We start from the raw sequence: 16220 nt of genomic DNA on the forward strand, positions 1-16220 counted from the left end.
TATCCGTCTCGTGGGATGAAATGATTCGTCTCGTGAGGCGGATTTTTATTTTATCGGGGATGTGCCAAAAATCTTTTTACCACAGATACGTGGATTTGCACAGATTATAAAGTTGGGTATAAATCCTGATATTCCTGCCAATGTAAAATGAAAGTTATACCCCAATTACGGATAGTATAACCCTTATTACAGACACCTTATTATCAATAAAAAATAATTCATATCTTTGCTGCTGTTCAAATACTTAGGATTATGGAAAAGGTTATAAATCTGGATAATGTGGATCAGTACAATAATTTGTACGGACTTGAAACATTGCACCCTTTGGTAAGCGTTGTCGACCTTACGAAAGCGACGCGGGCGGTCAATCAAATACAAATGCATTATGGCGTTTACGCACTTTTTCTGAAGTTGGCAAAGACTTGTGATATTAAGTATGGCCGCCAGTCTTATGACTATCAGGAAGGTACTATTGTCTGTTTTGCACCCGGACAGACGATTAGTGTGAGCACGGTTGGTGACCAAATCAGCCAGCCCGTTTACGGTCTCGTCTTTCATCCCGATTTGATTCACGGGACTTCACTTGGGAAAACAATAAAGAACTACACCTTCTTCTCCTATGCAGTGCATGAGGCTTTGCATCTGTCCGACCAGGAAAAAGAAACCGTGATGGACTGCCTGAAGAAAATCAGCATCGAACTGGAACATCCCATAGACAAGCATAGCAAGTCATTGATTGCAATGAACATAGAACTCTTGCTCAACTATTGCATGCGTTTCTATGAGCGCCAGTTCATCACCCGCAGCAATGCGAATAAAGATGCTTTGACGAAGTTCGAACAACTGTTGGATGAATATTTCCAGAGTGGTCTTCCGATGCAGGAGGGGTTGCCGTCAGTGAAATATTTCGCAGACAGGATTTATCTGTCTCCCAATTACTTTGGTGATATGATTAAGAAGGAAACCGGGAAAACACCCCAGGAACATATACAGACAAAGGTCATCGAACTGGCCAAAGAGCACATCCTCGGAGCGGAAGAAACCATCAGCGAGATTGCTTACAGGCTGGGATTTCAGTATCCGCAGCACCTGAACCGCCTGTTTAAGAAGCGCGTAGGCTGCACCCCGAACGAATACCGACTGCAAAATTCATAGCTTTGAAAAAGGATATATTGAACATAGAGACTGTACATCAGTGTAATTGTTGCCTGGGCAACAAGACACTGCATCCGCTGGTGAGTGCTATCGACTTATCCAAAGCCAACGTGATGCAACGTACCATCAAGTTCGACTTTTACACCCTGTTATTGCTGGAAAGTGAATGTTGCGACTATATCTATGGACGTAAATACTACGACTATTCCAATGCCACCCTGTTGTTTCTGGCTCCGGGAGCATCTATCGATATGAATGACGGGAAGGTTCTTCTCCAAAAAGGTTGGCTGCTGGCATTCCATCCGGACTTTCTGTGTAATACCTCTCTGGAGCAGCACATCAGGCATTGTCCGTTCTTCTCTTACAGTCCCAATGAAGCGTTGCATCTGTCGTTGCGTGAGAAAACGAAAGCTGTGGAGTGTTTCTGCAATATTGAGCAGGAATTGAAGCATGCGATAGACTGCCATAGCAAGGTGTTAATCTCAAGATATATAGAATTGTTGCTGGATTATTGTTCCCGCTTTTACGAACGCCAGTTCATTACGCGGAATGAGGCGAATAAGACAATATTGTGTAAAATGGATACGCTGCTGGATGAATATATCCGCTCCGGGCAGTTGAAGACCAAGATATTGCCGACCGTAAAGTATTGTGCAAATCTACTTCACTTGTCGCCACGCTATTTCATGGACCTGTTGAAGTTTGAAACGGGGAAGAACCTGGACGAATATTTCCAGTTGAAAAGGATAGAGATAGCCAAGAAAATGTTGTCTGCCAATGAGAATACCGTTGGTTCGGTTGCCGAAATATTGGGCTTTTCAAGCGTGCAATATTTCAGCAACCTGTTCCGCAAACTGGTGGGGGTAGCCCCTAATGAATACAGGCTTTCACAGAACTAAGTACTTTTGATGTTCTGCGATATCCACATCCCTATATCTTGTTTGCTAAGCGCTGCCGCCATGAGGTCGGGAAATTTATCGGGTGTACAGGCGAAAGTCGGTACACCGATATTTGCCAGAAACTCCGCATGACTCTTGTCGTAAGAGGGGGCGCCGTCGTCATTCAGTGCAGGCAGCACGATGAGTTGCACACCACTGTTCACTAAAGATACGAACTTCTTGCGCATTTCCCGGGCATCGCCACCTTCATACAAGTCGGTAACCAGCACGAGTACCGTATCCTGCGGACGGGTAATCACTCCCTGGCAATAGGTCAGGGCGCGGGCGATGTCCGTACCTCCACCCAACTGCACACCAAAGAGAAGGTCTACCGGGTCTTGTAAATCATCGGTCAGGTCTACGACTGCCGTATCAAATACTACCATCCGTGTGCTTACTGCCGGAATGGAAGCCAGCACCGAGCCGAATATTCCGGAATAAATCACCGATGTTCCCATTGAACCGCTCTGGTCCAGACAGAGGATGATGTCTTTCATCGCTTTCCGCTTCCTGCCGTAACCGATGCGCACTTCTGGGATAATCGTCTTATATTCTGGCTGATAATTTTTCAGGTTCTTGGTGATGGTGGTTTTCCAGTCTATTTCGTTATAACGCGGATTTCTCTGGCGGGCGGAACGATTGAGTGCTCCCGTCACAGCCTGTTGGGTAGGGGCGGAGAGTTTGCGCAACAATTCATCCACTACTTTGCGGACTACCTGCCGTGCCATTTCCTTGTTCTTTTCCGGGATTACACGGCTGAGCGACATCAGCGTAGCTACCAGATGCACATCCGGCACTACGGTTTCCAGCATTTCCTTTTCCGTCAGCAGTGAGGTGATGTTCAGCCGTTTGATGGCATCGCGTTGGATGACTTGTACCACCGTCTGCGGGAAAAACTCGCGGATGTCTCCCAGCCAACGGCTTACTTTCGGGGCGGATGAGCCGAGTCCGCCGCGCCGGTCACTGTCGTACACAGCTTCCAGAGACTGGTCGATGCGTTGCTCTTCCTGCGTCAGCGTGATACCTGTACCGTCGGCCTCGTTTCCACCCAATATCAGGCGCCATCTTTTCAGATATTCTTCTTCCATTGTTTACTCTTTACTTCGTTTCAATTCCTAATAATTGGCGGATCAGCGGGATTACTTTGGCAGCTTCCGCCTCATTGTGGGCGGAGACTGTGACCGTCTGCGTCTGTATGCCGCCTGCACCGCTTGCTTTGGCTTTTTCGCCCAGTTTGCGGCGTTCCGGTGGGGTGAACTCGCTGAATGTGCGTTTCAATATGGGGAGCAGTTCCATGAAAGTCTCCTTGTCCTGTCCGCATACCCAGTTGTTTACAAGATTCCAAAGATTGTCATCCAACAACAGGATAGCTCCGGAAGAACGGAGAAATCCTTCGAACCAGTATGCCATGTCTGCCGGAGCGTTGCCGACGGAAGAATAGTAACTGAGGGTGTTCTGTGCCTCCTCCGGTGAAATGTCCCCTTTGTCGTTCAGCAAGCGTGTGGCATAGCCGGACAGCAACGGATGCACATTGACGGAAGTGCGCACCTGGCGGATAAATTCAAGCCACATGGTGTTCAGTTCCGGATCGTTGAGGGTAGATACCGCATAGTCCGTAGACACCAGTTTGTTGAGAATATCCGCTGCCGCCTCTTCATCGATATTGATGCAGACAAGTACGCCGCCCGCAAGGATACGGGCAATCATGGCATGAAGCATATTACCTACTTTAGAGAAATCCAGATTGCGCACATTGCCATAACGGACGATGCTGACCAGGTCGGGAACGGCTTCCATCATTTCGATAATATCGGTAGAAGCAGCCGAAAGACGGTCGAGTTGTACGGTCATGGCATCTACTAAATCCGGCAGATTGGCGGGAATCACCCGGTCGAGCAGATGGGTGAGTTCCGGAATATGCCTTATCTCTCCGGTCTGTTTGAGCAGATACTTTTGGGTGGCTTCTTCCAGTGTATTTCCCCAGATAGCTTTCTCGATGATGCTGATAATCTGTTCCGGTTTGTGGTAAAGCGTCCATTTTTCTTTGAACGTACCTTTACCGTCGGAGCTGCCCGGGATAGCCCAATCTATTTCTAAAAGGTACAGGCGGTGGAAGAAGATACTTCTTTCCAGATCGTTCGGTTTACGAAGGTCGAGCGTCAGTTCTTTGATTTCGGCGGTAAACGGAACGCGCAGCCGCTTTTGTACCTTTTCCACATCCACCAATAGGGGAACTTTGGGAACATTGTCCGGAACACGCCCCAAACGGTCGCTGATGATAAGTTCCTCTTTGATGATTTGCAGAAGGATGTCGTCGCCAAAGCCCATGACGGTGGTAATGGCTTCGTTGAACTCTGCCAGCGAAGGGGCGGGGAGGTTGCGCAAAGCAGCCGTCACCTGTGCCAGACGAACCGTTTCGATGACGTGGGCCACTGAAATATCCATGTTCTTCTTGCGGAAAAGCGAGGCGGCCTGACTGATCCAGAGAGTACCGTCATCTTCGGGATGATGCCAGAGATAATGATACCAGCCGGGAGACTCTATTCCCGCTCCGTACCCGCTGCGGAAGGAGAGGCGGTCGTAGGTCCAGGGTATCCAGGTACATTCCACTTTTACTTTGGCAAGTCCTTTCAGCAGTTCATTGTCTTCTTTCACTTTGGGCATATTCTCAAGTGCAGGAACATGCCAGGCACCACAAACCACGGCGATACGTTCGAAGTTCTCTTTCTGTGCCGCACGTATCATCTTGCGCATCCAGGCTTCACGGAGCAGGTCGCGGGGAGAGGTATGTTTGGGAAGTTCTTCACGTAGTGCGGTGACCGCTTCTTGCACTGCCAGAAATACGTCGGCACTGTCTTTACGGTGCTCGATGGTAGTTTCCCACCAACATTCGCCATCCGTATATCCGGCGGCTTCCGCCAGATAGTCGAAAGGGTCTCTGTATATATCGCCGGTTTCTTCTTCGGTTTCGGAGACAGTTTCCTGTTCTTTTGCACTTATTTCCGCTTCTTGAATGCTTGTTTCTGTTTCAGCAATAACTTCCTGTGCCGTCTCTTGTCCTTCCGGTTCGTCCTGCGGCGTTTCTTCTTTTTCCTCTTTGGCAGGCTTTTGACTCAGCGCCATAGAGTGTGTCAGAGGCAAATCGAAGAAACGCAACGGCACTTCATTGCGCATTGCATAACATATCGTCTGCCACTCCGGAGAGAACTCGGCGAACGGATAGAACACGGCATTCTGCGGCTGGTCGGGCTGATAGGCAAGCAGGGCAACGGGTGGTTCCATTTGCTCGTTCAATGCACATGGAAGCAATGCCTCAGCTTCTGCCGGACCTTCCAGAAGGATAAGGTCAGGCTGTAGCTCCTGCAAGTATTCCAATACATTCCGGCACGAACCGGGACCGTGGTGTCTTATTCCTAATAAATGAATGGACATTTTTTGAGTCTTTTAGTTCATTAAGATTTTATTTGATTAACAGATGATTTGACAAGAGTAACTTCATTCTCCTCCCAGGAGGAGGGGAATTGAGATACTCCTTTGAGACACTCTTATCAAATCATATCTCTTGAAGCCCGGTAAATATCTTTCCATCCATCGCGGTTCTTCACAACCGTCTCCATATACTCCTGCCATACCACCTTATCCTGTACGGGATCTTTCACCACTGCACCCAGAATTCCCGAAACAAGGTCTTCGGCATGTATCTGCCCATCTCCGAAATAACCTGCCATAGCCAGACCATTATTCACTACGGAGATAGCCTCAGCCGTACTTAATGTACCACTGGGTGCTTTCAACTTCGTTTTTCCATCATTGGTAGCTCCCTGCCGTAGTTCACGGAAAATGGTTACTACACGACGGATTTCTTCAAGTGCCGGTTTCTCTGCCGGAAGTTGCATCACCTTTTCAAAGCTTTCCACGCGACGGCGTACAATATCTATTTCTTCATCAATGCTATCCGGCAGGGGCAGGATAACAGTGTTGAAACGACGTTTCAAAGCACTCGATAAATCATTGACTCCTTTATCGCGGTTGTTGGCAGTAGCAATGATGTTGAATCCCCGTATTGCCTGCACCTCCTTATTCAATTCAGGAACGGGAAGCGTCTTTTCAGAAAGAATCGTAATCAGCGTATCCTGCACGTCCGAACCTATACGGGTTAATTCTTCGATACGTCCTATCTTGCCCTCTTGCATCGCTTTCATAATCGGTGTTTGCACCAAAGCCCCTTCACTCGGGCCTTCCGCCAGCAGGCGGGCATAGTTCCATCCGTAGCGAATCGCCTCTTCTCCCGTTCCGGCAGTACCTTGCACTATCAGCGTGGAATTGCCGGAGATGGCCGCAGCAATATGTTCGCTCACCCAGCTTTTCGCTGTACCCGGAAGCCCGTAGAGCAAAAGTGCGCGGTCTGTTACCAGTGTGGCGACTGCAATCTCCATCAGGCGACGGTTACCTATGTATTTAGGTGAAACCTCGAATCCGTTTTTCAGTTTGCCCCCCATCAGGTAAGTAACTACGGATTGCGGAGACATCTCCCAGTTCTCGGGAACAGGATTTGTTTCATTCTTTTTCAGTTCGTGCAACTCTTCTGCGAATTGCTGTTCGGCATGTTGTCTAAGTAAGGTACTCATATCGTTTTTATATTATTTATTGTCATTGAACATGGTATTTATTTTCTCTTTCATTCTCATGTATTCAGTTATCGACCGACTGAATTTTGCTGCGAAGTGGTCCGCTTCATTTGCCAGTGTATATTTCTCCAGTTGGGGATATACTTCCCGGGGCAAGTAGAGCGCCAAGCGTTCTGCGGTCTCTTTGGGAGGATAATAATAATCGCTTTGGAACAATCGCTGCAACACCCGTGCGGAGAACTTTGGTCCCCACTGTTTTCCGTCTTCGTTATACCAGGAGTCGAGGGCGCTGAGGTTCTTGTTTGTGGTCTGGAAGTCGATCTCTTCCCGTTGTTCCGGTGTCAGCAATCCTATCAACGAAGCAAAATGATGTTCGCTTGCATCTTCTTTCAGCGTTTGGTAAGCCCATAAGTTATCATTGAAATTCACTATCGGCAGGCGCAGGTTGAAGTATTGGCTGAATGGCGGCTTTTTTGCCAGTTTGGCGGCTGCCTTTTCCGGAGAACAGTCGTATAATTCTGCCCAGAAACTGAGGGGTACACGTTCCGCAAGCTGACGTAGAAGAAATTCGTCGTCCTTCTCCATTTTATTGGGGCTGACTTCTTCCAGTCCTAATTTCTTTAGTTCCGGAGTAAAAGCGATTTTCTCATACGACCAACCCAGCAGCATCTTATAACGGAGTTTCCCGCGTAGCATCTCGCAGTATGTCTTTACCAATTCGGAGTCGGGCAGACTGCATAACAGCCGACGGGCGGTTTCTTTTACATTGCTACTCCGGTCGGTGGTGATAATTTCTTGTAGGAAAGGTTCATCCTTCTTGCTCAGGTTGATACGAAGGCACTGTATCAGTTCGTCACGGTGGGCGGCGGACTCGTTTTTCAATTCGGTTTGCAACAAGGCAAGTCCCTGTTCCGGGGCTTCTTTTCTCAGACGTTGCAACATTCGCTTCCGTTCTTCGTGCGAGGCGGTTTCCCAAGTCTCGTTTCCGGTGTCTCCCCAGTCGGGAAGTTCCATGTGCGAGAGTAGCCAGCGGCCACGGTTTCCCGTCAGCAAAGAGAGCAATGACTGTTCTTCGTGCTTGTCGGGGTTGTTGCGGTCGTAGGCTCGGGAGATTAACGGGCGCAGGTAGAAAGGCGGAATCAGCTTGTTGCATTGCACTGCTTTCCGGTAAGCATATAATAAGAGGTATCGGTTGCGTTCGTTCACCATCTGGACGAGCATTTCGCCGACGGCACGGTCAAAGTAAGGCAGGCTGTCTTCCGGAGCTTCACTGATGGCAGTGGTTTCTTCGGCGGATTGCGGTTCTGTTCCGGCACGCTGATAGGCGAAAGTTAACGCTGCTATCTGATAGAAAGCGGCTTCCGCATCTTCGGCTTTTTCCTGCAGGAGGCGGAAGTTCTCTTCCAGTGCTTCCGGGAAGCCGGACGGGGTGAATTCTTTGGTTGCAGTTCCGAGTAATGCTGCATTTATGATTGGCTCAGTTATGTTCATCTCTCCAAATATAACAGTTAGATTGATACCACATCGTGTTCAGTTCCCAGCAATTGGCATCCGCCAGCAGGAAAGCGGCAAAAGGCTTTCCGCCTGTGACAGCAAGGATGTCTGTTTTCGTTGTTTCCTGCATCTGCACAGGCATGCGTTCGTCGTTCACGTCTTGTATGTACAGTTGCTTTCCTTGTGCGGACAACCTGATGTTCTCTACCAATATAGGTACGTTTTCGGCAAACGGATTGACTTGCAGTGTTTCTCTGTATCGGCTTGCGGCTTCCTGCAGGTTGCTGCAAAAATGCGGAACGTATGTCTCACCGGATAATTCGCACTCCTTGAACAGTGCGCGCAGATTGCCTACTCCTTTGTAGAAACAGAGTTTGGCGTGATAGATGCTTCCGGGCACAAGGTTGTATTCGGGCAATGAGCCGGGAGTCGTGAAGCTGAGGTAAACGGCGAAACGGTTGCTTTGCTGGCCATGCAGCCAGTAAATATCATTGTTCAGCTCATTCACCTTTTGGCTCTTTTTGTGGAGTACTATCCATTGGTCTTCAACGGCTTCCCCTGCCAGCACCTCTTCTTTGGCCTGCGGGTAACCTATCTGGGTGCGGATTTCATTCTGCCAGTCTTCCGGTTGCTGTTCCAGGTTTTTATAAGCTTTCATCAACAGATAAAGCTTTCCGAGTTGGTCGGTCAGTTTGTACTTCCAGGTTTCATCGTAGAAGTTGATTTCTTGAATGCTTCTCAACCGGTTGGCAAGTCCGGGAGCCTGTGCATCGACCATGCGGCGGGCAATACCGTCAAAAAGAGTATAAGCCCGTTCCGGTATGTTGATTAACCCGTTGCGCAACAAGTCCTTCATCCAGATTTCCAGTTCGTCTATACCGTTCAGCACTTTGGTATGGCGCATGGCTTGCCGTTTGGCTTGTGCCGCTTCGTCTACGGGAGCATCGCTTTTGGCTTTCTGCTCTTTCTTTTCCGCTTTTTCTTCCCGTTTGGAAAGCCAGGCGGTCACCCAGTCCGGTTCGTCCGCTTCTTTGAATAAATCAGTTTGCGCGGCATACAGAAATAAAAGTCCCAACCCGTGTTTACATGGAAACTTCCGGCTTGGGCACGAACATTTGAATGCAATATTTTTTGTATCGACTACGGTCTGGTATGGAGTCTTTCCACTTCCCTGGCAGTGTCCCCAGATGGCACGGTCACTGTGTTCCAGCAGTACCCATTTGGCTTTTGTCGCTAAGCCTTTTCCCGCTTTCACGGAAGCGGCATCCGGGGCTAATTGTATAATTTGTTCTTCTGTTAGATTTAATAACATGATTATCGTGGTCTGTTATTACTATATTTTGATTTGCAAGTATAGCGTTTTTTTTCTGTTTTCCGGCTTTCTTGAGGAAAAGAGTAAGAAAAACATGTATATTTGTGATTGAACAGAAATAAGACTATCTAATGAATACTGATTTTATAAACCTGACAACAGAAAACCTTGCCAGTGAGCATTTATGCTGCATTATCCGTAGTAAAAAGCATCATCCGGGCGTTGAAGCAAAGCGGCAATGGCTTGCAGAACGCTTGAAGGAAGGGCATGTCTTCAGAAAGTTGAATGTGAAAGGCTGCGTTTTCATTGAATATGCTCCTCTTGAAATGGCTTGGGTACCTATCATTGGCGACAACTATTATTATGTGTATTGCCTGTGGGTTACGGGTGGTCCGAAAGGAAGTGGGTATGGGCGCGCGTTAATGGAGTACTGCCTGGCTGATGCCAAGGAAAAAGGTAAATCCGGTGTTTGTATGCTTGGGGCGAAGAAACAAAAATCCTGGCTTTCCGACCAGTCATTTGCGAAGAAGTTTGGCTTTGAGGTGGTTGATACTACCGATAATGGGTATGAACTGCTTGCACTTTCTTTTGACGGAACAACACCTGAGTTCGCTCCCAATGCTAAGAAATTAGAGATTGAAAACAAGGAACTGACTATTTATTATGATATGCAATGCCCCTATATCTGTCAAAGCATTGAGAACGTAAAGCAGTATTGTGAGGTGAATGATGTTCCGGTCTCCTTCATTCAAGTAGATACGTTGCAAAAAGCAAAGGAATTGCCTTGTGTTTTCAATAATTGGGGTGTATTTTATAAAGGAAACTTTGAAACCGTGAATTTATTGTTGGATGTCAACTATTTAAAGAGAATACTCAAAAAATAGAAATAGATTCTCTTTTTTGATTATATTTGCCTCATAACTTTTAAAATACCACAGTTATGAGAAAAGTACAACTATTGTTAGTTTGTTTAGTGCTTTCAGTGGCTGCTTCTGCTGCTGATAAGGTAATTAAGTTGCCAAAACCCAATTTGAACCGTGCCGGTACGGTAATGAAAGCATTGTCCGAACGTCAGTCTACACGCGAATATGCTTCGAAAGCATTGAGTCTTGCTGACTTGTCGGATTTGTTATGGGCTGCTAACGGAATCAACCGTCCGGAGTCCGGAAAGCGGACCGCTCCATCGGCTTTGAATAAGCAGGATGTAGATGTGTATGTGGTACTGCCCGAAGGAAGCTATTTGTATGATGCGAAAAATCACCAGTTAACTCTGGTTTCTGAAGGAGATCATCGCGATGCTGTTGCCGGTGGTCAGACTTTTGTAAAAACGGCTCCGGTATCTTTGGTACTGGTCAGTGATGTTTCCCGTTTTGGTGATGCTCAGAAAACACAAAATCAGTTGGTTGGAGCTATGGATGCAGGCATCGTCTCGCAGAATATCTCTTTATTCTGTGCCAATGCTAAGTTGGCTACAGTGCCGCGAGGTTCGATGGATGCCACTCAGCTAAAGAAAGTCTTAAAACTGAAAGACGCTCAGATTCCGATGCTGAATCATCCTGTGGGCTACTTTAAATAATGAAATGAATAAAAGAGATGAGGAGCAGAATCAATACAAAAATTGATTCTGCTCCTCATCTCTTTTATTATAAAGTAGAACATTTACTGAATGCCTTTTCCGGAAGAAGAACTCCCTAATAAACTTTTACTATACTCCCTTTCTTCTCTTTCTCAATTTCCATTCAAAAAGGAGAGATAATACTTAGAATATCAACAAGCCCTCAACGAAACTTCAGAATCTGTGTGCAATTTCAGAAGTTTTTGTTTTAATACATATTTATTTCATAATTTCGCCGCATCTTATAATAAGATTAAGATGCTGGCAATCTGAATCACGCATACATCTATTTAATGAGAAAGCAATATATAATAATTATTCTGTTATTGTTCAGTGGTATATCAAAGTGCACTGCACAAAAAGTAGCAATAAAGACAAATCTATTCTATGGCCTGTATACCCGTACACCTAACCTTGGGGTGGAGTGGGGGCTTTCGCCACGCGGCACGCTGGAATTGGGAGGTGGATATAACTGGTTCACTCCCAATCAAACCACTTCTCATCAGAAGCTGGTACACTGGTTGTCGGTGGCGGAGTATCGTTACTGGACATGTGAGAGATTCAACGGACATTTCTGGGGAATACATGTTTTGGGAACTCAGTATAACATTGCCGGGCACAAATTACCTCTTCTGTTTGGCAGCGATTCCAAACAGTTCCGATATGAAGGTTGGGGAGCGGGAGGTGGTATATCTTATGGATATCACTTCTTTCTTGGTAATCACTGGAGCTTGGAAGCCAGTATTGGGGTAGGGTATGTGCGTTTACATTACGACAAATTCAAATGTGAGACTTGCGGAGAGAAAATAAATACAGAAAACCGCAACTATTTCGGTCCGACAAAAGCGGCTATATCACTTGTATACCTTATTAAATAACACTCAATGAACAGATTTTTAATATATTGGATTTTGACCATACTACAGGTAATTCCTGTGTCCGGGGAGACTTTTCCAGAAAAGAAATGGTATATAGGAAATATACAATCAACCCCTCTTGAGCTGACTCAACAAGGAGACTCCTTACACATACGCATACTTTATGGTTTTGATGGAGTGAAGGTCAGTTCTAATCATTCCATACAATTGATTCCGGTCTTAAAAGGATCCGATATGCAAATGGAACTGCCGGAAATCTCAATAAAAGGGCGCAACAACTATCATACATCAAGGAGGAAACTCGCCTTGATGGATGATATGGAACTTGAGCTTTACCGGTCCGAAGCTCCGTTTCAGATCCTGAAAGGATTTGGAAGTGACGGAAAGCGGCAAGTAGAATATTCCGTATCCATTCCGTTTGAAACGTGGATGGAAGATGCGCGCCTGGACATCCACGAGGAAGTGATGGGCTGCTGTAAACCCGGCAAGCTGATATCCGCTTCTCCGCTTTTCAACATGGTTGCAATGGAAAAACTCCCGGTTACGGAGACGTACCAGGTTATTCCGCATATCAGTTATGTCCAGCCTGAAGTTGAACCTGTCAAGCGCCGTGAGGTATCGTGTGAAGCATTCCTGGACTTTGTTGTGTCGAAGACCGATATAAAAGCGGATTATATGAATAACCCGGTTGAACTGAAAAAGATATCTGATATGATTGAAGAGGTAAAGGGAGATTCAAGTATAATAGTCCGTGGAATATCCGTGATAGGTTATGCTTCCCCCGAAGGCTCCTTCATCTTTAACAGACAGCTTTCCGAGGGGCGTGCAAAGGCGCTTGTCCACTATCTTCTGCCTCGTTTCTCTTTTCCTGAAGAAATGTATAATGTGGAATATGGAGGTGAGAACTGGGACGGTTTGCGCAAAATGGTTGCAGAGTCCGATATGCCTGAAAAGGAAGGCATTCTTGACATTATAGACCATGTACCCGCAGCGATAAACTATAAGACCAATACCAGTCGCAAAAAGTCATTGATGCTGTACAAGCTGGGTAACCCTTACAGGTATATGCTCCGTGAATTTTATCCGCATCTGCGGAAAGCCGTTTGTAAGCTGAATTATGATGTTCAGAATTTTGATGTGGAACAGGCAAAAGAGATGTTGCGCAGCCGTCCGCAAAATCTGAGTCTGAATGAAATGTATCTGGTTGCGCTTACTTATGATAACGGGTCGCCGGAATTTATAGAGTTGTTTGAAACGGCGGTACGGATATTCCCCAATGATAAAACCGCTAATCTGAATGCAGCTTCGGCCGCACTTTCACGCGGTGACACCATTCTTGCTGAGAAATATCTGCAGAAGGCTGATACCACTGTTCCTGAATATCAAAATGCTATGGGGGTACTTCTCCTCTTAAAGGGAGATTATGAACAGGCAAAGGTATACTTGAATGAAGCTGTGGAATCAGGATTGGAGCAAGCACATCTCAATCTTAAGGAGTTGGTTAAGAAAGAAGAGAATGCCCGGTTGATAAGCAAACAGAACAATTGATTTTTTATATACCGTGATTGACAATAATCATTTTATTAACTATTATAAAACATAAACAAAATGAAAACAAGGAGTTTTCTGTTATCAGCATTGGCGGCATTAATGCTTGCAGGCTGTAGTGAGGATGCCCGTGAAGATGAGATTCCGGGTAATGTTTTGGTCGGGAAGGCATATCTGTCACTTTCGTTGCAAAGTCGGACGAGTACGCTTACAAGGGTAGATAATGTAAAAACGGAGGATGGTTCTGCTGAAGAAAGCAAGGTGGAAACCGTTACGGTTCTGTTGTTTGATAAGGATGACGTGTGTCTTGATGTAGTAAACGTTCCTTCTGGAGACATAACTGTAGGGAATAGTGGTGGAAGTACGCCTCCTACTACTGCTACAGCCAGTAAGGCTCAATTAGTTCCGGAGAAAACCAAGAAAGTATTTGTGGTTCTCAATTCTGCTTCCAAATGGACTTTTACAAAAGAAGCTGTAGTAGGAAAAGCATGGTCTACAATCAATACTGCTATTGATGCGGTGATTGGTGATGTTGCTACTGCTAGTAAGTTTATGATGGCGAGTGCGGGTACGCCGACTGATGGGGCATTGACACCGGTAACTGTGCATAAACCGACAACATATACTGCGGAAGATGTGGCAGCTGCAAAAAAAGCAGCAGAAGATGCTCCGGCTACCATCAATGTAGACCGGTTGAGTGCAAAAGTGCAAGTCTCGCAGGCTTCTGGTTTTACAAAGCCTACAGGTTCAAATTTCACTTTCAACGGTTGGGAATTAAGTGTAACTAACAAGAGTGTGAGATTGTATAGTGACCTTGTTACTTATGATAATGCTACCCCGGGAGCTGTTTATCGTCGGGATAAGAACTATTTGGAGAGCGAACAACCTGATGTTACTAGTAATAAGGAAGAGAATATGGACAAAGCTTTCAATTATCTAAAAAATATTAAGAATGTAAGTGAGAATATGCCTGCCGTAGCGCAAATTGACAACGCAAGTCTATATTGTCTTGAAAACACCATGGAGGCTAAAGCGCAACAACTGGGCTTTACGACTAAGGTGGTAGTAAAAGCCCAGTATACTCCTGACGGTATAACTAAAGACGCAAATTATTTCTCTTGGAAAGGAGCCTATTATACACTGGAACAACTTAAAGCTGAATATCTGAAACATAGTGACGGCACGGGATTGAAAGTAGACCTACCCATATTCTTGATAAAAGCCGGGGTTATGTCACAAGCGGAATTCGATGAAGGTCAAGACAAAAGGAATGAAATTGTCGCCAATCTTTCAGAAGGTGCTGCAGCTAATCAATTAAATGCAAAAACCGGTATCATCGGACGTTTCTGTGCCGTACGCTACTATCACGAATCTGTCTGTTATTACGACGTCTTGATCCGTCACGACCAGAATATTACAACTAAGATGGCTTTAGGCAGATACGGTGTGGTACGCAACAACTGGTATAATATTGAACTCAATAGTGTGAGCGGTCCCGGAACCCCGTGGATTCCCGATCCGTCTGACCCTGATCCTACCAATCCCACTCCTCCGGATACTGATGATGATGAAGCGGACGCTTATCTCTCTGTAAAAATCACTATCAATCCATGGACTTATTGGTCACAGGGTGTTGATTTGCATTGATAAATGGGAATCGAAACACACATAAAGAAATACATGATAATCCTTGCCGTCAGCTTGATGGCAGGGATTACCGGTTGTGATGTCCTTCATGACGACCTCAGTCAGTGTGACCTTTTTCTTAGATTCCGTTATGACTACAATATGGCAAATGAAGACTGGTTTACCGAACAAGTGGAAGAGGTGAAAATCTTTGTGTTCGATGCAAAAGGGAGATACCTTCAGACATTAACCGAAAATGGTGATGCGCTGAAAAGACCGGACTACCGCATGCCGGTACCATATCGTATGAAAGGCTGTACGGCAATTGTTTGGGCCGGAAAGACAGATAAATTCTATTCGCTTCCTGTAATGACCGCAGGTGATCCGGTTGATAAATTGACTCTGAAGTATGAGCCTGAAAATAATATAAGTAGCAACCATCTTGATGCGCTATGGCATAGCGGTCCTTTGCAAATGTTTTCTCCGGAGGGCATCAGTAATACGGAAACTGTCAGTTTATTGCGTAATACCAACGATATTACGTTAAGTATTACACGTGGAGATGGCTTGACTGACATGTCAAAATATGACATCAAACTTGTTGGTGCAAATGGTTCCTACGACCATAAAAATAATTTTGGAGATATAAACAAGGATATTATTTACTATCCCTGTTCAGAAGAAAATGATGCTAAGACACCTTTCAAGGCACAACTGCATACTCTCAGATTTGTGAAGGGCAGCAATATGTCTTTTTCCATAACAGAAAAGTCATCCGGGAAATCAATTGATATAGGAGGTCAGGCGGTCATTAACCTTATTGACTATCTGCTGAAGAGCAAACCGGATACGATGAGCGAGCAGGAATACCTTGACCGCAGGTATCAATGGGATATTAATATCCGTATTGGTGATGAGGAAGAAAATGGTTACATCGCATTGTGCATAACCATTAATAACTGGATCTACTGGTTTCAACCAACAGATATATAAGCCATTTCTGAAATGAAACTTCGGCGTAAGAGA

The 16220-nt window shown here is 45.7% G+C and carries 13 protein-coding genes; 8 read left to right on the top strand and 5 right to left on the bottom strand.

Annotation, left to right across the window (positions count from 1 at the left end; all coding sequences use genetic code 11):
• The first annotated feature begins 252 nt into the window (after positions 1–252).
• Together BUC01_RS13135 and BUC01_RS13140 are read left to right on the top strand one after the other, a co-directional pair.
• Entirely contained in the window at positions 253–1155 is a 903-nt protein-coding gene (locus BUC01_RS13135) for a helix-turn-helix domain-containing protein (RefSeq protein ID WP_025830663.1), read from the top strand.
• 2 nt (positions 1156–1157) lie between these two features.
• Positions 1158–2054 (top strand): helix-turn-helix domain-containing protein, encoded by an 897-nt coding sequence (locus BUC01_RS13140; RefSeq protein WP_025830664.1) that lies wholly within the window; start codon positions 1158–1160, stop codon positions 2052–2054.
• On the opposite strand, the gene BUC01_RS13145 is transcribed toward BUC01_RS13140, so the two are convergent.
• The 5 genes from BUC01_RS13145 to BUC01_RS13165 form a co-directional block, all read right to left on the bottom strand.
• Positions 2051–3181, bottom strand: a complete 1131-nt coding sequence (locus BUC01_RS13145) for a vWA domain-containing protein (RefSeq protein WP_025830665.1) — start codon at positions 3179–3181, stop codon at positions 2051–2053. The two genes, BUC01_RS13140 and BUC01_RS13145, sit on opposite strands and share 4 nt — an antisense overlap.
• Before the next feature lie 10 nt (positions 3182–3191).
• Positions 3192–5525 (bottom strand): DUF5682 family protein, encoded by a 2334-nt coding sequence (locus tag BUC01_RS13150; protein ID WP_025830666.1) that lies wholly within the window; start codon positions 5523–5525, stop codon positions 3192–3194.
• A 116-nt stretch (positions 5526–5641) separates the two neighbouring features.
• On the bottom strand, positions 5642–6721 hold the full coding sequence (locus BUC01_RS13155; RefSeq protein ID WP_025830667.1) for an ATP-binding protein: 1080 nt from the start codon (positions 6719–6721) through the stop codon (positions 5642–5644).
• 12 nt (positions 6722–6733) lie between these two features.
• The gene (locus tag BUC01_RS13160; RefSeq protein ID WP_025830668.1) at positions 6734–8212 is read right to left on the bottom strand and encodes a DUF5691 domain-containing protein; all 1479 of its coding nucleotides are present in this window, start codon (positions 8210–8212) and stop codon (positions 6734–6736) included.
• Complete coding sequence (locus BUC01_RS13165) at positions 8199–9527, bottom strand: SWIM zinc finger family protein (RefSeq protein WP_025830669.1); 1329 nt, start codon at positions 9525–9527, stop codon at positions 8199–8201. Before BUC01_RS13165 ends, BUC01_RS13160 begins: the two co-directional genes overlap by 14 nt.
• Before the next feature lie 131 nt (positions 9528–9658).
• Here BUC01_RS13165 and BUC01_RS13170 point away from each other — a divergent pair, with 131 nt between their 5' ends.
• The 6 genes from BUC01_RS13170 (at position 9659) to BUC01_RS13195 (ending at position 16187) form a co-directional block, all read left to right on the top strand.
• Positions 9659–10411: an N-acetyltransferase gene (locus BUC01_RS13170; RefSeq protein WP_025830670.1), complete on the top strand. Its 753-nt coding sequence runs from the start codon at positions 9659–9661 to the stop codon at positions 10409–10411.
• Between the two features lie 56 nt (positions 10412–10467).
• Positions 10468–11103 (top strand): SagB/ThcOx family dehydrogenase, encoded by a 636-nt coding sequence (locus BUC01_RS13175; protein WP_025830671.1) that lies wholly within the window; start codon positions 10468–10470, stop codon positions 11101–11103.
• A 332-nt stretch (positions 11104–11435) separates the two neighbouring features.
• Positions 11436–12020: a DUF3575 domain-containing protein gene (locus tag BUC01_RS13180; RefSeq protein ID WP_025830672.1), complete on the top strand. Its 585-nt coding sequence runs from the start codon at positions 11436–11438 to the stop codon at positions 12018–12020.
• A gap of 6 nt (positions 12021–12026) precedes the next feature.
• Positions 12027–13568: a DUF3868 domain-containing protein gene (locus BUC01_RS13185; protein WP_073313938.1), complete on the top strand. Its 1542-nt coding sequence runs from the start codon at positions 12027–12029 to the stop codon at positions 13566–13568.
• Between the two features lie 60 nt (positions 13569–13628).
• Positions 13629–15215 carry an Mfa1 family fimbria major subunit gene (locus BUC01_RS13190; RefSeq protein WP_025830673.1) on the top strand — a complete coding sequence of 529 codons (1587 nt, stop codon included), beginning with the start codon at positions 13629–13631 and terminating at the stop codon, positions 15213–15215.
• 3 nt (positions 15216–15218) lie between these two features.
• Entirely contained in the window at positions 15219–16187 is a 969-nt protein-coding gene (locus tag BUC01_RS13195) for a FimB/Mfa2 family fimbrial subunit (protein ID WP_025830674.1), read from the top strand.
• Positions 16188–16220: the final 33 nt, after the last annotated feature.

The organism is Bacteroides stercorirosoris, assembly GCF_900142015.1.
Classification (GTDB): domain Bacteria; phylum Bacteroidota; class Bacteroidia; order Bacteroidales; family Bacteroidaceae; genus Bacteroides; species Bacteroides stercorirosoris.